Here is a 19,832-nt window from a genome sequence, read left to right on the forward strand (position 1 = left end):
CGAGGAACCAGGGCCGGATCCACGCGTGGCACCAGGCGTCCTGGACGAGCGCGAGGGCCTCCGGGTCGGCCCCGCCGCCGTCGTCGAGGAGCGCGAGCAGGTGCTCGACCTGCAGCAGCGACGTGGACACCCCGCGGCCCGCGGTCGGGTTGGTGGTGCACACGCTGTCGCCGACGTACACGACGCCCGGCAGCGGCACCCTCCCGCGGTCGTCGAGCTGGCCGCGGTAGGTGTTGTGCAGCCGCCCGCCCGGCAGGACCGGCGAGATCGGCGCCGCCCGGGCCGGGTCGCACCAGGTGGCGAGCAGCGGGACGGCGGCGACCGCGGCGGCCCAGGCGGCCTCGTGGCGCAGGTCGGCGAGGCGGCGGTCGGCGCTCGGGCGGGCGATCAGCGTCGAGAAGGTGCCCGCGTCGTGGGCGAAGACGATGACGACGTAGCCGGCGTGCAGCGCGACCGCCCCGAGCGGCGAGTTCACCGGCCCCGGCTCCGCCCCGGGGAGCAGGCGGTACTGGCGCGAGACGTAGGCGAGGCCGCAGTCGGTGGCGTCGGCGGGCGCCCGCCGGTCGTCGGCGAGACCCGCCGTGCGTCCCGTCGCGACGAGGACCAGGTCGGCGTCGACCGCACCGTCGCGCAGCCGCACCCCGGTCGCCCGGCCGCACTCGCCCTGGACGGCCTCCGCCCGCGCCCGGATCCACGTCACCCCGGGCTCGGCCTCGGCGACGCGGCGCAGCTCGCGCTCGACGACCATCCGCCGGCACCGCAGGCCCGAGCCCGGCGGGACCTCGTCGCCCGCGACCGCGCCGTCCGGCCCGAACGGCTCGGCACCGTGGGCGAGCAGGGCGTCGAACGCCTCGGGCATCACCGCCCGGATGACGTCGACCGCCTGGGGTCGGAAGCCGTGCGGGTGGTGGAACTGCATGACCCCGCGCCGCGACCAGTGCTCGGCGTCGGCGGGGCCCGGGTCGTTGTCGACCAGCGCCACGCGGTGTCCCCGGCGGGCCAGGGCGACCGCACCCACGAGCCCGGTGGGTCCTGCGCCGACGACGACGGTGTCCATGGCCGCTCCCGGGATCGATGCCCTCTGACCAGCGCACTCCTCCGCCGGCGCGTCCGTCAAGCACGGTGACCGTCGGCGTCGGGGCGAGCCCGGAGCGTGGGAAGCTGCCCGGTATGGACGCGCCCGTGATGCTCCTCGACTCGGCCAGCCTGTGGTTCCGGGCCTTCTACGGGGTGCCGGCGACGCTGACCGCCGAGGACGGCACGCCGGTGAACGCCGCGCGGGGGTTCTGCGACATGGTCGCCCGCCTCGTGCGCGGCCGTCAGCCCGGCGCGGTGATCGCCTGCCTCGACCGCGACTGGCGCCCGGCGTTCCGGGTCCGCGCGATCCCGTCGTACAAGGCGCACCGCGTCGACCCGTCGATGGGCGACCCGTCCTCCCCCGTCGGCGGCGCGCCCGACGCCGAGGCCGCCCCGCCCGAGCTCGGGCCGCAGGTGGAGATCATCCTCGAGGTCCTCGCCGCCGCCGGGATCCCGACCGCCGGCGCCGAGGGCTACGAGGCCGACGACGTCATCGGCACCCTGTGCGCCACCGAGACGACCGACGCGATCGAGGTCGTCAGCGGCGACCGCGACCTGCTCCAGCTCGTGCGCGACGAGCCCGCCCCGGTGCGGATCGTCTACATCGCCCGCGGCGTGTCGAAGTACGAGCTCTACGGCCCCGAGGACGTCGCGGCGCGCTACGGGGTGCCGGTCGCCCGCGCCGGCGACGGTTACGCCGAGATGGCGATGCTGCGCGGCGACCCCTCCGACGGGCTGCCGGGCGTCGCCGGCATCGGCGAGAAGACCGCGGCGCAGGTCGTGTCGAAGTTCGGCTCCTGGAACGAGATGATCAACGCGGTCCTCGACCGGTCCGACACCCGGATGTCCTCGGCCGTGCGCGCCAAGATGGCGAAGGCCGGCGAGTACCTCGTCAAGGCCCCGGAGGTCGTGCGCGTCGCCCCCGACGCGCCCCTCGACTGGACCGGCGAGCGCCGCAGCCTGCCCCACGGCCCGGTGGACACCGACAAGCTCGCCGAGCTCGCCGAGCGCTGGAACCTCACCGGCTCGGTCGACCGGCTGGTCGCGGCGCTCAGGGGCGAGGACGCGCCCTAGTCGTTGCCGCGCCTAGCGATCCTGCTCGGCGAGCCAGGCCGCCGCGACCGTCTTGGGCGCGCGCTGCAGCCAGGCCTCCTCGACGAGCTCGCGCAGCTCGTCGGCGCCGATCCGCTCGAGCCGCACGAGCACCGCGGGGTAGCCGTCGAAGTGCGGGGTCGTGAAGTACACGGCGGGGTCGTCGGCGATCAGGGCCGCCTTGACGCCCTCGTCGGCGACCCGCACGCCGAGCACGTCACCCTCGGGCAGCGGGACGCCCGCCTCGGCGAGCGCGGCCTCGTCGGCGCGGCGCAGCGGGCGCTCCCAGACGAAGCCCTTCGACGACACCCGCCAGTGCGCCGATCCCCACGAGACCGTCTCGTCGGTCCGCGGGAGGGCCAGCGCCAGGCGCCGGACGTCGTCGAGCGTGGCCATCAGCGCGGTTGGCCGACCGAGTACGTGCCGTCGGCGTCGACGACCTGCACCGGCACCTGGACCGGGCGCCCGTCGACGGTGGCCGAGCAGGTGAACCGCACGCCGGGCCGGACCTCCTGGTCGGCGGGGCACGAGACGCCGGTGATCTGGCGGCGCCAGTCCTCGGTGACCACCCGCGTCACACCCTGCGCGACCGCGTCCGCGTCGAGGACGTCCACCCGCGCGAACCGCGGCCCGACCACGAACGCCAACAGCCCCACGACGATCAGGGCGATCAGCAGGAGCGCCCCCACGACCAGGCCGACGACCTTCCACGGGAACGGCTTGCGCGGCGGCGGCGGGTACGGCCCGCCCCAGCCGGGCGCGGGCTGTCCCCAGCCGGTCGGGGGTCCGGACGGACCGGCGCCGGGCGGGGCCCAGACCGCGGTGCCCGGGGCCTGCGGGCGGCCGTGGCCCTGCTGCTGCGCGGTGGGCGGGCCGTACCCCGGCTGCTGTCCCGGCGGCCCGTAGCCCGGGTGCTGTCCGGGCGGGGGCCCGTAGCCGGGGTGCTGGCCGGGCGGGGCCCCGTAGCCCGACGGCTGCGGACCCTGGCCGGGCGGGACGGTGTAGCGCTGGGTGCCGGCGTCGGACGGGGCGTCGTAGTGCGTACCGGTGGTGGTCGGCCCCTCCCGGGTCGTGTCCTCGCCGGCACCGCCGTCCGGCGCAGCCCAGGGCGACCGGGCGGCGACGGTCGGGTCGTCCGGCTCGCTCACGGCTCAGGCCTCTCCGACGGCGACGACGCCGCGGCGGACGGCGCGGACCGCGTCGGCGGCGGCTCGTCCGACGGTGTCCTCGCTGCCCGCGACGGCGCGGATCTGGTCCAGCAGGTCGACGACCTGCCGGCACCAGCGCACGAAGTCTCCCGCGGAGAGCTCGGTGCCGTGCGTGCGGGCCCCGTCGAGCACCGTGGCGAGGGAGTCGCCGCGGACCCAGCGGTGCACCGCCCAGGCGAAGCCGAGGTCGGGCTCGCGGGTCTTGTCGACGTGGTGGCGGCGCTCGTCGGCGACGAGGTCGTGCCAGAGCTGCACGGTCGCGTCCACCGCGGTGACCGCGTCCTCGGGCACCCGGGGCACGCCGCCGTCGTCGCGGCGGCTGTCGTACACCAGCGACGACGCGACGGCCGCGATCTCGGCGGGCCCCAGGCCGCGCCAGATCCGCTGGCGCAGGCACTCGGCGACGAGCAGGTCCGACTCGCCCCACAGGCGCGAGAGCCGGCGCCCGTCCTCGGTGACGTCCTGCTCGGCGTCGGGCGCGTCGTCGAGGTAGCCCCGCTCGGTGAGCAGCCCGCGGATGCGGTCGAAGGTGCGGGCCAGCGAGTGGGTCGTCGAGCGCACGCGCGACTGGAGCTGCTCGGTCTCGCGCTCGAGGCGCTGGTGGCGCTCGTACCAGCGGGCGCGCTCGTCCCGGTCGGCCAGCCCGTGGCACGGGTGGGAGCGCAGGGCACGGCGCAGGGCGGCGAGCTCGCCGTCCTCGTTGTCGGCCGCGCCGCGGCGCCGCCGGGCCGACCCGTTGCGCAGCGGGGGCTCGATGCCCGTCTCGCGCAGGGCGTTGGCGAGGTCGCGGCGCAGCCGCGGCACGCGGTGGTCGATCCTGCGCGGCAGCTTCATCGTGCCGAGTGCGGCGACCGGCTCGGGGAAGTCGGCGAGCGAGAGCCGGCCCGCCCAGCGGTCCTCGGTGAGCACGAGCGGGCGCGGCTCCTGGCCGCGGGGGCTGCGGTCGACGCCGGGGTCGAGCACGACGGCGAGGCCGGCCCGCTTGCCGCCGGGCACCGCGATGACGTCGCCGGGCCGCAGCGCCTCCAGCGAGGCCGCGGCCTCGGCCTTCTGCGCCGAGCGGCCCTGGCGGGAGAGCGTCTTCTCGCGCTCGGTGACCCGGCGCCGCAGGTCCATGTACTCGGAGAAGGAGCGGAAGTCCTTCTCCTCGCCCGAGCGGCCGCCCGCGGCCTCGGCGTAGCCGGCGAGGGCCTCGCGGTTGCGCTCGAGGCGCTTGGCGAGCCCGACGACGCTGCGGTCGGCCTGGAACTGCGCGAAGGACTGCTCGAGCAGCTCGCGGGCGTCCTCCACGCCGAGGCGGTCGACGAGGTTGACGGCCATGTTGTAGCCGGGGCGGAACGACGAGCGCAGCGGGTACGTGCGGGTCGACGCGAGGCCCGCGACCTGCTCGGGGTCGACGCCCGGCGTCCAGATCACCACCGCGTGGCCCTCGACGTCGATGCCGCGGCGCCCGGCGCGCCCGGTGAGCTGGGTGTACTCCCCCGGCGTGAGCTCGACGTGCGCCTCGCCGTTGTACTTCACGAGCTTCTCGAGCACGACCGTGCGCGCGGGCATGTTGATGCCCAGCGCGAGGGTCTCGGTGGCGAAGACCGCCCGCACGAGCCCGCGGACGAACAGCTCCTCGACGGTCTCCTTGAACGCGGGCAGCATGCCGGCGTGGTGCGCCGCGACGCCGCGCTCGAGGCCCTCGCGCCACTCCCAGTAGCCCAGGACCTCGAGGTCGGCGTCGGGCAGGCCGGAGGTCCGCCGCTCGACGACCTCGCGGATCACGGCGACGTCGTCGGGCCCGGTGAGGCGCAGCCCGGAGCGCACGCACTGCGTCACCGCCGCGTCGCACCCGGCCCGGCTGAAGATGAAGGTGATCGCGGGCAGCAGGCCCGCGGCGTCGAGGCGCTCGATGACGTCGACCCGCGAGGGCGGGCGGAAGCCCGAGGCCCCGCCCCGGCCGGGGGGACCCTGGCGCCGGCCCGGTCCCCCGCGCCGGTCGCCGCCGCGCCCGGGCGGGCCCGAGCGGCTGCGGCCACCCCGCAGCGACGGGCCGCGGTCGACCTCGGCGACGGCGCGCACGAGCGTCGGGTCGACCTCGAGCTTCGTGGTCCCTCCCCGGCGCTCCTCGGCGAACAGGTCGAACATGCGGTGCCCGACGACCATGTGCTGCCACAGCGGCACCGGGCGCGTCTCGTCGACGACGACCGTGGTGTCGCCGCGGACGGCCACCAGCCAGTCGCCGAACTCCTCGGCGTTGCTCACGGTGGCCGACAGCGACGCGAGCTGCACGTGCTCGGGCAGGTGGAGGATGACCTCCTCCCACACCGCGCCGCGGAAGCGGTCGGCGAGGTAGTGGACCTCGTCCATCACCACGTACGCCAGGCCCTCGAGCGCCGGCGACTCGGCGTAGAGCATGTTGCGCAGCACCTCGGTGGTCATGACCACCACGGGCGCCGAGCCGTTGATCGCGGCGTCGCCGGTCAGCAGCCCGACGGCGTCGGCGCCGTGGCGCTCGACGAGGTCGGCGTACTTCTGGTTCGACAGGGCCTTGATCGGCGTCGTGTAGAAGCACTTCTGCCCGCGGGCGAGCGCCAGGTGCACGGCGAACTCGCCGACGACCGTCTTGCCGGCCCCCGTCGGCGCGCACACCAGCACGCCGTGGCCCTGCTCGAGGGCCAGGCACGAGCGGCGCTGGAAGTCGTCGAGCTCGAACGAGAGCTCCGTGGCGAAGCGGCTGAGCTCGGGGTGGGCGGAGCGGGTGCGAGCCTGCTCGTAGGCCTCGGCGGGAGAGCGAGTGGCCACCTACCCACACTGACACATCGGGGCGACGTGCCGCTGGCTCAGGTGACGTCCCACCGGTCGGCGGACCCGTCGTTGCCCCGGTCGGCCGGGGGTGGCACCACCGGCTGGATGCGCGGGGCGGGGCCCGCGGTCGGCGTCGTCGAGCCGAGGCGGTCGTCGAGCGGCGAGGGCTGGTCGGGGTCGAGGCCCTTCCAGTCCGGGATCCGGCTCCAGCCCTGCTCGAGACGCCGCCGCGCAGCGCGCTTGTCGTGCACCCGCGCCACCTGGATCGCGAACTCCAGCAGCAGCACCAGTGAGACGCCCAGGGCGAGCATCGAGATCGGGTCCTGGCCGGGCGTCGCCACGGCGGCGAAGACGAACAGGCCGAAGACCAGGCCGCGGCGCCACCGCTTGAGCTGCTCGTAGGCGACCACGCCGACGCGGTTGAGCATGATGACCAGCAGCGGGAGCTCGAAGCTCACCCCGAAGATGATCAGCAGGGCGAGCAGCAGGCTGAAGTAGTCCGACCCGCGCAGCACGGTGGCCTGGACGTCGCCGCCGATGGTGAACAGGAACTGCAGCGCCTGGGTCACCACGTAGTACGCGAGGACCGCGCCCGCGGTGAACAGCACCACCGCGGCGGTGACGAAGGTGTACGCGAAGCGCTTCTCCTTCGCGTACAGCCCGGGCGTGATGAAGCCCCAGATCTGGGCGAACCAGATCGGGCTCGACAGCAGCGCCCCGGCGGTCGCCGCCACCTGCAGGCGCAGGACGAACTGCTCGAACACCCCGAACGCGACCAGGCGGCACTCCTCGCCCCCGCCGAGCTGGACCCGGTTGGCCGGGGGCAGCGCGCAGTAGGGGTCGGTGAGGATCTGGCCGAGCGAGGGCAGGCCGAAGGGGTAGGCGGTGTACCAGATGAAGCCGAGCACCGTGCCGGCCGCGACGGCCAGCAGGGCGATGGCCAGGCGGCGCCGCAGCTCGTAGATGTGCTCGACGAGCGTCATCGTGCCGTCGGGGTTGGCCCGGCGGCGCGCGCCGGGCCAGCGCAGGCTGCGCCACCACCGGGCGCGGGACCCGGAGCCGACCGCGCCGGCTCCGTTGCGCTGCGCGTCGCCCGCGGTCACCTCAGGACGAGGTGGAGCCCGGGCGCGGGGCCGGGGTGTCCTGCGGGGCGGGCGTGGTGCCGTTCGACGGCGCCTCGTCCAGCGCGCGGCCCGGGGCCTGCGGTGCGGCGGTGTCGTTCGCGGTGCCCTTCTCGGCCTTCTCGTCCTCGCGCAGCCCGCGCGTCTCGGCCTTGAAGATGCGCATCGACTGGCCCAGCCCCCGCGCCATGTCGGGCAGCTTCCTGGCGCTGAACAGCAGCACCACGCCGACGATCGCGACGATGACCCATTCGCTCACGGTGTGGCTCCTTCCACGGTGCCGCCGATGTTACGCGCGACGCTCGGCGAGGCGGACCTTGAGCGCGGCGACGCGGGCGTTGATCAGCCCGACGTCCCGGCCGATCTGCTCGCGCGCCACGCCGGCGACCAGGCCGAACCGCCGGACCGGCCCGAGCAGCGCGACCACCACGAGCCCGAGCCCGACCAGCGCGGCGAGCACCGCCACGACGCTCCACAGGTACGGCACGGCCACGACCCTAACGCGAGGGGGTGACCGCACGGTGAACGCCGGGAGCCCTCAGCCCGGGGCTCCCGGACGGACCAGGCCGCTCTCGTAGGCGATCACGACCAGCTGGGAGCGGTCGCGCGCGCCCAGCTTGGTCAGGAGGCGGCTCACGTAGGTGCGGGCGGTGTCGGGGCTGAGGTGCAGGGCCGCGCCCGCCTCGGCGTTGGAGCGTCCCTTCCCGACCTCCGCCAGGACGTCGCGTTCGCGGGGGCTGAGACCGGCGAGGCGCTCGGGAGCGGGGGCCGCCGCCGCGGCCGCGGCCGCGAGCACCCGCCCGGTGACGGCGGGAGAGAGCAGTGCGTCGCCGCGGGCCACGGTGCGGACGGCCTCCCGGAGCGCCTCCGGCCCGGTGTCCTTGAGCAGGAAGCCCGACGCCCCCGCCCTGATGGCCGCGAACAGGTACTCGTCGTCGTCGAAGGTCGTGAGCACGACGACACGGACCCGCCGGAGCGCCGGGTCGCCCACGATGCGCCGGGTGGCGACCAGCCCGTCGGTGCCGGGCATGTGCACGTCCATGAGCACGACGTCCGGGCGCTCCGCGCGCACGAGCGCCACGCCGGCCGCGCCGTCGCCCGCCTCGCCGACGACCATGATGTCCTCGCCGCGGCCGAGCAGTCCCCGCAGCCCCGCGCGGACGAGGTGCTGGTCGTCGACGAGGACGACACGCACGGGGCTCACGGGCCGTCCCCGACGCGCGGCAGGCAGGCCCGGACGACGAAGCCGCCCTCGTCGCCGTTGCCGAGGTGCACGTCGCCCCCGAGCAGGGCCACCCGCTCCGTGATCCCCCGCAACCCGTCACCGGTCTCGACCCGTCCGGGGACACCCCTCCCGTCGTCGGCGACCTCGAGCACCACCCGCGACGCGCCGACCTCGACCGTGACGTGCGCCCGGTCGGCCCCGGCGTGACGCAGCACGTTCGTCAGCGCCTCCTGGACCACGCGGTAGGCCGTCGTCGCGATGATCGCGGGGAGCCCGGAGGTGTCGCCACGGAGCCGGAGCTCGACCGGCACGCCGCTGCGGGACACGCCGTCGACCAGGGCCGGCAGCCGGTCCAGGCCCGCGGGCGGCTCGGAGCTCGGGGAGTCCCGTCGCAGCGTGGAGAGGGTGGCCCGCAGCTCGGTCATGGCGCCCGCGCCGGCGGCGCCGATGGCGGCCACCGCGGCGTGGGCCTGCGCCGTCTCGCCGTCGGTGAGGGCCTCGTCGGCGAGCGCGGCCTGCAGGCTCACCACCGACATCGTGTGCCCCAGGGAGTCGTGCAGCTCGCGGGCGATGCGCACGCGCTCGGCCTCGACCTGACGCGCGGCCTCGCGGGCCTGCTCCTCCTCGGCCTCGCGCGCCTGCCGGACGAGCTCCGCACGCAGTGCCCGCCTGCTGCGCACCGCGTCGCCGAGGGCGATGACGGCGACCATGAGCACCGCCTCGGCCCCCGCGTCGAAGCCCAGCACCGTGCCCACGTCGTCGCCCTCGGCGAGCCGCGCGACCACCGAGATCACGAGGAGGCCCGCCGCGACGGCGGCGGCCCCGAGCGCGTGTCCGCGCTCGGCGGTGGCGTAGAGCGCCGCGGCGGCCGGGGCGGCGAGGCCGATGGCCGGGAGGTCGATCACGTACCAGGCGACGAGGCCGAGCGCCGTCGCCAGCAGCACGGGGACCGGCCACGAGCGGCTGAGCAGCAGCAGGCCGCCGAAACCGAGCGCGAAGGCGTACGCCACGGCCTGGACGGCGGGGTCCGGGTCCGTGCTCCGACCGGCGTCGCCGACGATCGCGGCGGCGACGAGACACGACACCGCGACGGCCAGGACCGCGTCGGTCCGGGTGGGGCGAACGGCCTGCACGACGGCCGAGCCTAGAGCGGGACGGCGGGCCGGCGAAGACGCCGCGGAGCGACATCTGCCGGGGTCCGTGTACGTCGAGGAGCGACGGCGGTCGGGCGCCGGGGCGGCAGACCGGCGGGGCGCGCTCTCCCTAGCGTCCTGAACCGTCCCCGCCGCCCGCCCCGGGAGGAACCGTGTCCCGCACGACCGTCACGACCATCGCGCTCGTCGTCTTCGCCTGGGCGGCCCTGCTGTCCTTCGGGGGCGTGGCCGCCGAGACCGTCATGCTCTACCCCAACATCTTCGCCGACCCGCCCGCGTCGCTGGACCGGGCGCGGGAGTTCCTCGTCGCGGGAGGCCCCAGCGACTACTTCCCCCCGCTGGGCGCCACCGTGGTGCTGGTCGGCCTCGTCGCGGTGGTGGCGACCCGGCGCGACCCCCGCGTGCGCTGGTGGGTGGGCGCCGCGCTGGCGGTCTTCGTCGCCGCCGAGTTCCTCTTCTCCGCGGCGTTCTTCTGGCCGCGCAACGAGATCATGTTCGTCGACCCGCCCGGCACGCACACCGCGGAGTACCTGCGCCAGGTGGCCGCCGAGTTCGTCGCCGGCCACCGGGTCCGCCTCGCGGGCGGCGCCGTCACCTCGGTGCTCGCGTTCACCGCGCTGCTCCGTCATGTGCGCGCCTCCGCGGCCGCCGACACGTCCGGCGAGGCGCCCGCCCGCGCGACGGCCCCCCGGTGAGCGCCCCCCGTCGGGCCCTCGGCTTCGGGTGGCCGGTCCTGGTGCTGCTCGCCGCGCTCGCCGCCCCGCGGGTCGTGCTGCACGATCTCGGGGTCGTCGAGGAGGGCACGCTCGTGAACGGGCTGCTCGTGGTCGTCCCCCCGGCGTGCTGGATCGCCGCGGTGGTCTGGCGGCGGCCCCGGCGGCCGTTCCTCACCGTCGTCGTCATCGGCGCCCTCTACGGCGTGCTCCTCGCCGCCGGTCACCAGCTGCTGTGGGACGCCGCGTTCCCCGGCGGTCCGCCGACCGTCGGCCGGCTCGACCCCGCCACCGGTGCCGCCGTCCTCCGCACCGCCGCGGCCGTCTCCAGCCTGGTCACCGGCACCCTCGTCGGGGTCGTCGCGGGCGCGGTCGCGCTCCTGCTCACCCGGCTCGTGCGCACCGAGCTGGAGGCCGACCGTCCGGCGCCGTCGTCGTGAGCACGGCCGCGTCGTTCCCGTCCCGACCCGACCCGACCCGAGGAGGATCGGTCGATGTCCGAGACGCTCCACCTGCCCACCGGTGAGACGATCACCATCCGCGCGTCCGGCCGCCGCGGCGGCCCCGTGTTCGAGGTGGACGCGCTCCTGCCCGCGGGCCTGTCCGGGCCGCCCCGCCACCGCCACCGCGCCCAGACCGAGGCCTTCACCGTGCTCGAGGGACGGCTCCGGGTCCACGTCGGTGCCGATCGCCACGACCTGGGGCCCGGCCGGACCGCGAGGGTCCCGCCCCAGGTGGTGCACACCTTCTCCAACCCGTTCGACGAGCCCGCCCGTATCCGGATGCGGGAGACCCCGGCCGGCCCGCTGGAGGAACAGTTCCGCGCGCTCGCCCGCGGCGGACGGTTCCCGCCCCTCGGTGAGCTGGCCGCGATCAACGTCCGACACGACCTGTCGTTCGCGCTGCACGGCATCCCCGAGGCCGTGCAGCGACCGCTCTGGCGGCTGCTCGCCCGGCTGCACGCCCGGCTGCACGCCCGGCTGCACGCTCAGCGGTCGTCCTCGCCGTAGGCGGCCAGGGCCTCGCGCGCGCGGGCCCGGCGCGCCTCGATCAGGTCCGGCGGTGCCAGGACGTCGACGGCGTCGCCCAGGCCGAGCAGCAGGCGCACCATCCAGTCGCGGTCGCCGTAGCGCATCGTCACGCGCGCCGACCCGTCGTCGTCGGCGTGCAGGTCCTCGACCGGGTAGTACTCCGCCACCCAGCGGGCCGCCGGGTGCAGGACGAGCGCGGCGACGAACGCGCCGTCGTCGGGGCGCAGGAGGTCCTCCCCCGACCCCTCGCGGCCCCGGGTGCCCGGGGGCGGGGCGGAGGGCTCGTCGAGGACCTCGGCGTCGTCGACCCGGTCGAGCCGGAACAGCCGCACGCCCTCGGCCCGCCGGCACCACGCCTCGAGGTAGGCGGAGGCGTCGACGAGCAGCAGGCGCATCGGGTCGACCACGCGGCGCCCGACGGCGTCGCGGGACGCCGAGTAGTAGGTCAGCCGCAGGGCCCGGCCGGTCTCGACGGCCCGGCGCACGGCGTCCTCGGCGCGCCCGGGCCGGCGCCCCAGCCCGACGGCCACGCCGCCCTCGCCCGCGGGCTCGACGACGTCGGAGGGGCCCGCGCCGACGCGGCCGGCGGCGTCCTCGATCTTCGCCAGCGCCCGCTGGACGGCGTCGGCGTCGACCATCCCCGGGGCGTCGGCGAGCGCGCGCAGCGCGACGGCGAGGGTGGCCGCCTCGGCGCCCGACAGCCGCAGGGGACGGCGCATGCCGGCGTCGAACGTGACCGTCACCGTGTCGCCCTCGAACGACAGGTCGACCAGGTCGCCCGGGCCGTAGCCCGGCAGCCCGCACATCCACAGCAGCTCGAGGTCGCGGCGCAGCTGGGCCTCGGGCACCCCGAAGTCCGCGGCCGCCTCGGCGACGGCGATGCCGGGGCGCGCCAGCAGGTAGGGCACGAGCGTGAGCAGGCGCGGCAGCCGCTCGGACACACCGGCGGTCACCGGACGCTCCCCGTCTCCAGGGTGGCGAGCGTCCCCCGCAGCAGCGCCACCACGGCCTTGCGCAGCTCCGGCGGGTCGAGCACGACGGCGTCGGGCCCGTAGGCGGCCACCCACCGGGCCGCGGTGTCGACGCGCGAGAGGTCGATCTCGACGACGTCCGGGTCGCCCCCCGGATCGGGCCGCGACCCGCGCCGCAGCCCCTCGGCCCGCCCGGGCACGAGCCGGACGCGCGCCGTGCCCGACGGCGGCGGCGGTCCGGCGGAGGCGGCGACCAGGGCGACGAGGTCGACGCCCGCGGGCGGGGAGACCGCGCCCCGCGCACCGATGGCGCGCACGTCGTCGCCGATGCGCGAGAGCCGGAAGCAGCGCACGTCGGCGCGGTCGCGGTCGTGGCCGACCAGGTACCAGCGCCCCCGCCACGACACGACGCCCCACGGCTCCACGGTGCGGGTGCGGGCCTCGGCCGTGGGGTTCGACCGGTGGGTGAAGGTGACGACGCGGCCGGCCCGGCTGGCCGCGAGCAGGGGCGCGAACGCCGGCTCGGCGGCCTGCAGTCGCGGCTGGACCGCGGACGCGGCGTCCGGGTCGACCGCGATCCCGGCCGCCCGCAGCTTCTGCAGCGCCGAGCGCGCCGCGCCCGCCAGCGCCGGCGAGTCCCACAGCCGCGCGGCGAGCGCGACCGCGGTGGCCTCGTCCGGGGCCAGGTCGATGTCGGGCAGCTCGTAGTCGCCCCGGGCGATCCGGTAGCCGTCGACGGGCTCGGCCATCGTCGAGCGCCCGGTCTCGAGCGGGACCCCGAGCTCGCGCAGCTCGGCCTTGTCGCGCTCGAACATCCGGAAGAACGCCTCGTCGGAGGCGACGTCCGCGTAGCCGGGCACCGTGGCACGGATGCGCTCGGCGCTGAGGTACTGGCGCGTCGAGAGCAGGCAGAGCACCAGGTTGACCAGGCGTTCGGCGCGCGCGGACGGGCTGGTCGTCACGCGCGAGAGCCTACCGAGGTCTCGCCCAGGTGTTCGAACGCCGGGGCCCGGCGCGTCAACTCGAGTCGCTGCTGCGCTCGGCGTGCTGGATGCGCACCTGGCCGTCGTCGTCCTGGTCGACCTCGAAGCGGTAGTTCTCGCGGCTGGTCCGCCCGCTCGCGGTGGTGAACTCGATGTCGGCGGTGACGGTGTCGCCGCGCACCGCGACGTTCGACGTCCGCACCTCGCGGATCCCCGACCAGAACCGCTGGTAGCCGCCGTAGCCGCCCGACTCGTCCTGCGCCCGCTCCGACAGCCGGCTCCAGGCGCGGTCGAGGTCGCCGGGCAGGGCCGCGTAGTAGTCGACGACGACCGCGGCCGGGTCGCCCGGCGGCGCGGGGTCGGCCGGCGAGAGCGGCGCCGCCACGCTGGGGGTCGGGACCGCCCCGACCGGCGGGACCGAGGCGGGGGCCGCGGAGGTCGGGGCGGCGACCGACGGCGGCGGCGCCGCGACCGTGCCGCTCCCGGCCGTGGCGGCCACCCCGATGCCGATGCCGCCGCCGAGCACGACCGCCGCCGCCGCGGCCACCGCCGCGAGCCGCCGGGGCGAGGGCCGCCGCGACGGGCGGCTGCGGTCGGAACCGGTGGTGCGGGTGGGCGCGGCGGCCGCGCCGGGACGGGCCAGCGACGACGCCGCACCGGCGGCGGACGGCCCGCTGATCCGCCGGGCGTCGGCGGCGGGCACCGGCCCTTCGGGATCGATCCCGTCGGGCGCGGGCGCGCCGGCCGCCGCGGCACCCACGACGGCGCCGAGGGGCAGGTCGGCCGTGCCGGTCGGGCGCGGGGCGGGGACGTCGACCTCCGGACCCGCCTCGGTAGCGGTCGCGGCGGGCGCCGGGATGAACGGCGTCGTGCCGGCGCGGGAGCGCAGGGCGCGTTCGACGGCGCCGACCGCGGGCCGGTGGGCCGGATCGAGGCGCAGCATCGCGGCGAGCGGGCGCCCCAGCACCCCGGCGCGCTCGGCCGGGCGCAGCCGGCCCTCGGCCATCGCGTGCAGGACGGCGAGGGTGTTGTCGTGGTGCCCGCAGACGAGCTGGTTCTCCACGGCGGCGTAGAGCGTGGCGCCCAGGGAGAACACGTCGGAGGCGGGCGACGGGTCACCGCCGCGCGCGACCTCGGGGGCGAAGTAGCCCGGCGTGCCCGCGACCATCCCGCCGCCGGTGGAGGTCGTGTCCCACGTGGCGCGTGAGACCCCGAAGTCGGTGATCTTGGCGACGCCCTCGTCGGTGATCAGGACGTTGCCGGGCTTGATGTCGCCGTGGACGATGCCCGCCTCGTGCACCGCGCCGAGCGCCTCGGCCACCTGGGCGCCGATCCACGCGGCCTCGGAGGGCTCGAGCGGGCCCTGCTCGGCGAGCACCGCGGCCAGCGAGCGCGAGGGCAGGTACTCCATGACGAGCCACGGCCCGCGCCCCGAGCCCTGGTCGTCGTCCAGCACGACGTCGAACACCGCGATCGCGCGCGGGTGCACCACGCGCGCGGCGATCCGGCCCTCGCGCATGGCCCGGGTGCGGGCGACCCGCTCCTCGGTGTCGTCGCGGTACCCGCGCGCGGCGAGCTGCTTGATCGCCACCGTGCGGCGTAGCCGGCGGTCCCAGGCGGTGAACACCACGCCCATGGCGCCGGCCCCGATGCACTCCCCGATCCGGTAGCGGCCGCCGAGCACCGTGCCCACGACCGACGTGTCGACCGGGACCGGTGCGGCCCCTTCGATCGTGCCGGGGTGCAGCGTGCTCGGCGCCGCGACGGGGCCGTGCAGGCGGGAGGTGCGGGGCTGGTGCTGCATCGAGTTCTCGTGCCGTCCTCGGCGTCGTCGGTCAGTGCGCGTTCGTGAGTACCTCGTGCGCCCCTGACGCACGCCGCCGACGTGGCCTCCGTTACAAGGTCGCGATCAGCCGGTCCACACGTTCGTCGACGGCGCGGAAGGGATCCTTGCAGAGGACGGTTCGCTGGGCCTGGTCGTTCAGTTTGAGGTGCACCCAATCCACTGTGAAGTCCCTCCCGGCGGCCTGGGCGGCGGCGATGAAGTCGCCGCGCAGCTTCGCGCGGGTGCTCTGGGGCGGGGTGTCCTTGGCCGCCTCGATCTCGCCGTCGTCGGTGACGCGGTCGACCATGTCCTTGCGCTGCAGCAGGTCGAACACGCCGCGACCCCGCCGGATGTCGTGGTAGGCGAGGTCGAGCTGGGCCACGCGGGGGCTCGAGAGGCCGAGGTCGTTGCGTGAGCGGTAGCGCTGGACCAGCCGGTGCTTGATCGCCCAGTCGATCTCGCGGTCGATCAGCGAGAGGTCCTGGCGCTCGACGGCGTCGAGGGTGCGGCCCCAGAGCTCGACGACGCGGTCGGTGACCGGGTCGGAACCGCGGCGCGCCACGTGCTCGACGGCCCGCGCGTGGTACTCGCGCTGGATGTCCAGCGCGCTCGCCTCGCGGCCCCCGGCCAGGCGGACCGGGCGGCGCCCGGAGAGGTCGTGGCTGATCTCGCGGATGGCGCGGATCGGGTTGTCGAGCGTGAAGTCCCGGAACTGCACGCCCTGCTCGATCATCTCGAGCACGAGGTGGGTGGTGCCCACCTTGAGCAGCGTGGTGACCTCGGACATGTTCGAGTCGCCGACGATGACGTGCAGGCGCCGGTAGCGCTCGGCGTCGGCGTGGGGCTCGTCACGGGTGTTGATGATGGGGCGCGACCGGGTGGTCGCCGAGGAGACGCCCTCCCAGATGTGCTCGGCGCGCTGCGACAGGCAGAACACGGCACCCCGCGGCGTCTGCAGCACCTTGCCGGCGCCGGCGATGAGCTGGCGCGTCACGAGGAAGGGCAGCAGGACGTCGGCGATCCGCGAGAACTCGCCGGAGCGGCCCACCAGGTAGTTCTCGTGGCAGCCGTAGGAGTTGCCCGCCGAGTCGGTGTTGTTCTTGAACAGGAAGATGTCGCCGCCGATGCCCTCGTCGGCGAGGCGCCGCTCGGCGTCGAGCAGGAGGTCCTCGAGGATCCGCTCCCCCGCCTTGTCGTGGGCGACGAGCTGGGTCAGCGAGTCGCACTCCGCGGTGGCGTACTCGGGATGGCTGCCGACGTCGAGGTAGAGCCGCGAGCCGTTGCGGAGGAACACGTTCGACGAGCGTCCCCAGGAGACGACCCGGCGGAACAGGTAGCGGGCCACCTCGTCGGGCGAGAGGCGTCGCTGGCCGTGGAAGGTGCAGGTGACACCGAACTCGGTCTCGACCCCGTAAATCCTCCGCTGCATGCGCACCACCCTAAGCCAGCGACGGGCTCGATGAGGCCTCTCCGGCGTGCCGGGTCACCCGCCGTCACGGGCCATGACGAACCGCGCCACCCCCGATCACTACGGTCGTGCCGTGGCGCTCCCGGCACGAGAACTCGCATCGGACATCTCACGCGGCGTGGGTCGGCGGGTGCGCGACGGCGCCCGCGGCAGCAAGCGGCGCCTCGCCGACGTCAACGACCAGGACTGCCGGATCACCACGGCGATCGGCCACCTGCCCTATTCGGCTGCCGACCCTGGGCTGGCCGCGCTGAGCCGCTCGGCCGACCACAGCAAGCTCTGGTTCGCGGTCGCCGCCACGCTGGCCGCCGGCACCCGGCACACCCGGCGCGGGGGCCTGCGCGGCGTCCTCGCCATCGCGGGCGCGAGCCTGCTCGCCAACGGCGTGCTCAAGCCCCTGGTCCCGCGCCGCCGCCCCGCGGCCGAGCTGCTGCCGACCTACCGCTCGCTGGACGACCCGCCGACCTCGTCGTCGTTCCCCTCCGGGCACGCCGCCTCGGCGGCCGCGTTCGCCACCGCCGTGGCGATGGAGAGCCCGAAGGCCGCGGCCTGGGTCGTGCCCCTGGCGGCCACCGTGGCGTACTCCCGCGTGCACGTCGGGGTGCACTGGACCAGCGACGTCGCCGCCGGCGTGGCCCTCGGCGCGGGCGCCGCGCTGGCCACCAAGCGCTGGCTGCCGGTGCGCGACATCGACGAGGCCGCCGCCCGTCCCGTCGCCGGTGCCCCGGCCCTGCCCGAGGGCGAGGGCCTCGTGCTGCTCGTGAACAGCCGCTCCGGGCGCGCGGGCGTCGACCCCTACGACGAGCTGATCACCGCGCTGCCCCGCGCGCGCGTCCTGCGCCTCGAGGACGGCGCCGACCTCGCCGAGACGCTCATCGACGCCGCCCGCGAGCCCGGGACGCGGGCGGTCGGCATCGCCGGCGGCGACGGCTCGGTGGCCGCGGCGGCCCGCGTCGCCGAGGACCTCGACCTGCCGCTCGCCCTGGTCCCGGCGGGGACGCTGAACCACTTCGGGCGCGACGTAGGGGTCTACGACACCCAGGAGGCCATCGACGCGACCGGCGCGGGCGAGGCCGTCGCCGTCGACCTCGGCGAGCTGCGGATCCACGCCGACATCGAGGGCCGCCAGGAGCCGCAGCGCGTCGTCTTCGTCAACACCTCGGCGTTCGGCGGCTACCCCGAGATGGTCCGGCTGCGCGAGAAGTGGCAGCAGCGCTGGTGGGGCAAGTGGCCCTCGGCGATCGCCGCCCTGCTCGTGACGCTCGCGCGCAGCCGGCCCATCCGGGTCCGCCTCAACGGGGTCGAGCGCTCGGTGTGGATGCTGTTCGTCGGCAACGGGCCCTACGTGCCGACCGGGATGGTGCCGTCGTACCGGCCCCGGCTCGACACCGGCGTGCTGGAGGTCCGCTACCTGCGCGCCGACCGGCCGCTGGCCCGTGCGCGGGCCTTCGTCGCCCTCGCCACCGGCGTGCTCGGGCACAACAGGATCTACCAGGAGAGCGCCATGCGATCGCTGGACATCGAGCTGCTCGACGGGCCGGTCGACGTCGCGGCCGACGGCGAGGTCGTGGGCCGCGGCCGGCGCCTGCGCTACCGGGTCGCCGACCACCCCGTGCCCATCTACCGCCGCGACGAGTCGCTGTGGCCGCAGCGGGCCACCGCCCGGTGACCGCGATCCCCCCGGAGCCCCGCTCCCCCGACGGCCCCCGCTGGATGAGCCGCCTCGACCGCACCGCCGACCGGGGCCTGCTCTGGGCCGTCGTGGCGGGCGGGCTGTTCGCCTCCGGGCGCGGGCCGCGCCGGCGCGCCGGCGTCCGCGGGGTGATGGCCGCGGCCGCCACCTCCGCGATCGCGCACGCGCTGGCCAAGCCCCTGCTGCCGCGCGCCCGCCCGTGGGGCCGGCGCTTCCCGTCGGCGCACGCCGCGTCCTCGTCGGCCTTCGTCACCGCGGCCGCCATGGAGTCGCCCGTCGTCGGCGCGGCGCTCGCGCCGGTCGCGGTCGGGGTGTCGGCGGCCCGCGTGTCCCTGGGCGAGCGGACCGTCGAGGACGTCCTCGCCGGTGCCGTCCTCGGGGTCGGGGTCGCGGTGCTGACGCGACGCTGGTGGCCGGTGGTGCGGCACGCTCCCGCCCGCGCCCGCCCCGCCGGGGACGCGCCCGCGCTGGGCGACGGCTCGGGGCTCGTCGTCGTCGCCAACAGCTCGGCCGGGACACCGGGCCCGCTCGAGACCCTCACCCAGATCGTCGCGCCCGTCATCGGGGTCCCGGACGAGCCGGAGGAGGAGCTCCCGCCCGCCCCGCCGTCGGAGATCCACGAGGTGCTCCCCCGTGCCCAGGTGCTCGTGCCCGAGCCGGGCATCGACTTCGTCGAGGAGGTCGAGGCCGCCCTCGACCGCCCGACCGCCGACGGCACCGCCCCGCGGGCGATCGGTGTGGCCGGCGGGGACGGTTCGGTGGCCTCGCTGGCCGGGCTCGCGCAGCGCCGTCGGGTGCCCCTGATGGTGCTGCCCGAGGGCACCCTCAACCACTTCGCCCGCGACGTCGGCATCGACGACACGCCCACCGCGCTCGCGGCGGCCCGCGACGGCCAGGCCGTGCTCGTGGACGTCGGCGTCGTCGACATGAGCTCCCCCGACGGGAGCGACCGCTCCGTCGCGTTCGTCAACACCGCGAGCCTCGGTGGCTACCCCGACATGGTCCGCCTGCGCGAGGACTGGGAGGAGCGCTGGGGCAAGTGGCCCGCCGCGGCGCTGGCGCTGGTGCGGGTGCTGGCGGAGGCGACGCCGCTGGTCGTCGAGCTCGACGGCAAGCGCCGCACGATCTGGCTGCTGTTCGTCGGCAACGGCGGCTACGAGCCGCGCGGGATGGCGCCGCTGTTCCGCCCGCGCCTCGACGCGCGCAAGCTCGACGTGCGCTACCTGCGCGCCGACGTGCCGTTCTCCCGCACCCGGTTCGTCGTCTCGGTCCTGGCCGGCACGCTGTCGCGCAGCCGCGTCTACGTCGCGCACTCGCGGACGCGGCTGTCGGTGCGTGTCGTCGGCCCGCCGATCGGCCTGGCCACCGACGGCGAGGTCCAGCCCGACGCCGACCGCTTCGTCTTCCGGATCGCGCCGGGCGCGATCCCGGTGTACCGGCCGCAGGACCGGTAGCCCGCAGCGACCACTCGGCGCCGC

The 19,832-nt window shown here is 76.3% G+C and carries 18 protein-coding genes and 1 pseudogene; 6 read left to right on the forward strand and 13 right to left on the reverse strand.

The window, feature by feature from the left end; translation table 11 throughout:
* Nucleotides 1-904: 904 nt before the first annotated feature.
* Nucleotides 905-1,057 (reverse strand): annotated as a pseudogene (locus PHK61_RS31880) (FAD-dependent oxidoreductase); the annotation flags it as partial.
* Between the two features lie 113 nt (nt 1,058-1,170).
* On the opposite strand from PHK61_RS31880, the gene PHK61_RS02915 reads away from it, so the two are divergent.
* Nucleotides 1,171-2,151 (forward strand): 5'-3' exonuclease, encoded by a 981-nt coding sequence (locus tag PHK61_RS02915; protein WP_274279465.1) that lies wholly within the window; start codon nt 1,171-1,173, stop codon nt 2,149-2,151.
* A 12-nt stretch (nt 2,152-2,163) separates the two neighbouring features.
* On the opposite strand, the gene PHK61_RS02920 is transcribed toward PHK61_RS02915, so the two are convergent.
* The 8 genes from PHK61_RS02920 to PHK61_RS02955 all read right to left on the reverse strand — a co-directional run bounded on the left by PHK61_RS02920 (nt 2,164) and on the right by PHK61_RS02955 (nt 9,649).
* Nucleotides 2,164-2,565, reverse strand: a complete 402-nt coding sequence (locus PHK61_RS02920; RefSeq protein WP_274279466.1) for an MmcQ/YjbR family DNA-binding protein — start codon at nt 2,563-2,565, stop codon at nt 2,164-2,166.
* The gene (locus PHK61_RS02925; RefSeq protein ID WP_274279467.1) at nt 2,565-3,317 is read right to left on the reverse strand and encodes a DUF4333 domain-containing protein; all 753 of its coding nucleotides are present in this window, start codon (nt 3,315-3,317) and stop codon (nt 2,565-2,567) included. Before PHK61_RS02925 ends, PHK61_RS02920 begins: the two co-directional genes overlap by 1 nt.
* 3 nt (nt 3,318-3,320) lie before the next feature.
* Complete coding sequence (locus tag PHK61_RS02930) at nt 3,321-6,167, reverse strand: DEAD/DEAH box helicase (RefSeq protein WP_274279468.1); 2,847 nt, start codon at nt 6,165-6,167, stop codon at nt 3,321-3,323.
* A gap of 38 nt (nt 6,168-6,205) precedes the next feature.
* The gene (gene tatC, locus PHK61_RS02935) at nt 6,206-7,153 is read right to left on the reverse strand and encodes a twin-arginine translocase subunit TatC (RefSeq protein ID WP_420791346.1); all 948 of its coding nucleotides are present in this window, start codon (nt 7,151-7,153) and stop codon (nt 6,206-6,208) included.
* Nucleotides 7,154-7,274: 121 nt separating this feature from the next.
* The gene (gene tatA / locus PHK61_RS02940; RefSeq protein WP_274279470.1) at nt 7,275-7,550 is read right to left on the reverse strand and encodes a Sec-independent protein translocase subunit TatA; all 276 of its coding nucleotides are present in this window, start codon (nt 7,548-7,550) and stop codon (nt 7,275-7,277) included.
* Between the two features lie 30 nt (nt 7,551-7,580).
* On the reverse strand, nt 7,581-7,778 hold the full coding sequence (locus PHK61_RS02945) for a hypothetical protein (protein ID WP_274279471.1): 198 nt from the start codon (nt 7,776-7,778) through the stop codon (nt 7,581-7,583).
* Nucleotides 7,779-7,829: 51 nt separating this feature from the next.
* A complete protein-coding gene (locus tag PHK61_RS02950) occupies nt 7,830-8,495 on the reverse strand; it encodes a response regulator transcription factor (RefSeq protein WP_274279472.1) in 666 nt (221 codons plus the stop codon).
* The gene (locus PHK61_RS02955; RefSeq protein ID WP_274279473.1) at nt 8,492-9,649 is read right to left on the reverse strand and encodes a sensor histidine kinase; all 1,158 of its coding nucleotides are present in this window, start codon (nt 9,647-9,649) and stop codon (nt 8,492-8,494) included. Before PHK61_RS02955 ends, PHK61_RS02950 begins: the two co-directional genes overlap by 4 nt.
* A 173-nt stretch (nt 9,650-9,822) precedes the next feature.
* Here PHK61_RS02955 and PHK61_RS02960 point away from each other — a divergent pair, with 173 nt between their 5' ends.
* Genes PHK61_RS02960 through PHK61_RS02970 form a run of 3 tightly spaced genes read left to right on the forward strand, consistent with a single transcriptional unit; the run spans nt 9,823 to nt 11,393 of the window.
* Nucleotides 9,823-10,365 carry a DUF1772 domain-containing protein gene (locus tag PHK61_RS02960; protein ID WP_274279474.1) on the forward strand — a complete coding sequence of 181 codons (543 nt, stop codon included), beginning with the start codon at nt 9,823-9,825 and terminating at the stop codon, nt 10,363-10,365.
* On the forward strand, nt 10,362-10,823 hold the full coding sequence (locus tag PHK61_RS02965; RefSeq protein ID WP_274279475.1) for a hypothetical protein: 462 nt from the start codon (nt 10,362-10,364) through the stop codon (nt 10,821-10,823). The genes PHK61_RS02960 and PHK61_RS02965 overlap by 4 nt, the downstream gene beginning before the upstream one ends.
* Nucleotides 10,824-10,877: 54 nt before the next feature.
* Complete coding sequence (locus PHK61_RS02970; RefSeq protein WP_274279476.1) at nt 10,878-11,393, forward strand: cupin domain-containing protein; 516 nt, start codon at nt 10,878-10,880, stop codon at nt 11,391-11,393.
* On the opposite strand, the gene PHK61_RS02975 is transcribed toward PHK61_RS02970, so the two are convergent.
* The 4 genes from PHK61_RS02975 to pafA all read right to left on the reverse strand — a co-directional run bounded on the left by PHK61_RS02975 (nt 11,372) and on the right by pafA (nt 16,622).
* A complete protein-coding gene (locus tag PHK61_RS02975; protein ID WP_274279477.1) occupies nt 11,372-12,367 on the reverse strand; it encodes a helix-turn-helix transcriptional regulator in 996 nt (331 codons plus the stop codon). The two genes, PHK61_RS02970 and PHK61_RS02975, sit on opposite strands and share 22 nt — an antisense overlap.
* Nucleotides 12,364-13,347 (reverse strand): helix-turn-helix transcriptional regulator, encoded by a 984-nt coding sequence (locus PHK61_RS02980; RefSeq protein WP_274279478.1) that lies wholly within the window; start codon nt 13,345-13,347, stop codon nt 12,364-12,366. Before PHK61_RS02980 ends, PHK61_RS02975 begins: the two co-directional genes overlap by 4 nt.
* 55 nt (nt 13,348-13,402) lie before the next feature.
* Nucleotides 13,403-15,172: a serine/threonine-protein kinase gene (locus tag PHK61_RS02985; protein ID WP_274279479.1), complete on the reverse strand. Its 1,770-nt coding sequence runs from the start codon at nt 15,170-15,172 to the stop codon at nt 13,403-13,405.
* Between the two features lie 91 nt (nt 15,173-15,263).
* Entirely contained in the window at nt 15,264-16,622 is a 1,359-nt protein-coding gene (gene pafA, locus PHK61_RS02990) for a Pup--protein ligase (protein WP_274279480.1), read from the reverse strand.
* Nucleotides 16,623-16,734: 112 nt separating this feature from the next.
* On the opposite strand from pafA, the gene PHK61_RS02995 reads away from it, so the two are divergent.
* Together PHK61_RS02995 and PHK61_RS03000 are read left to right on the forward strand one after the other, a co-directional pair.
* Nucleotides 16,735-18,330, forward strand: coding sequence for a bifunctional phosphatase PAP2/diacylglycerol kinase family protein (locus PHK61_RS02995; RefSeq protein ID WP_274279481.1), 1,596 nt, complete (start codon nt 16,735-16,737; stop codon nt 18,328-18,330).
* Nucleotides 18,303-19,808, forward strand: a complete 1,506-nt coding sequence (locus tag PHK61_RS03000) for a bifunctional phosphatase PAP2/diacylglycerol kinase family protein (protein ID WP_274279482.1) — start codon at nt 18,303-18,305, stop codon at nt 19,806-19,808. Before PHK61_RS02995 ends, PHK61_RS03000 begins: the two co-directional genes overlap by 28 nt.
* Nucleotides 19,809-19,832 lie beyond the last annotated feature (24 nt).

Source organism: Actinomycetospora lutea (assembly GCF_028737205.1).
GTDB classification, from domain to species: Bacteria; Actinomycetota; Actinomycetes; order Mycobacteriales; family Pseudonocardiaceae; genus Actinomycetospora; species Actinomycetospora lutea.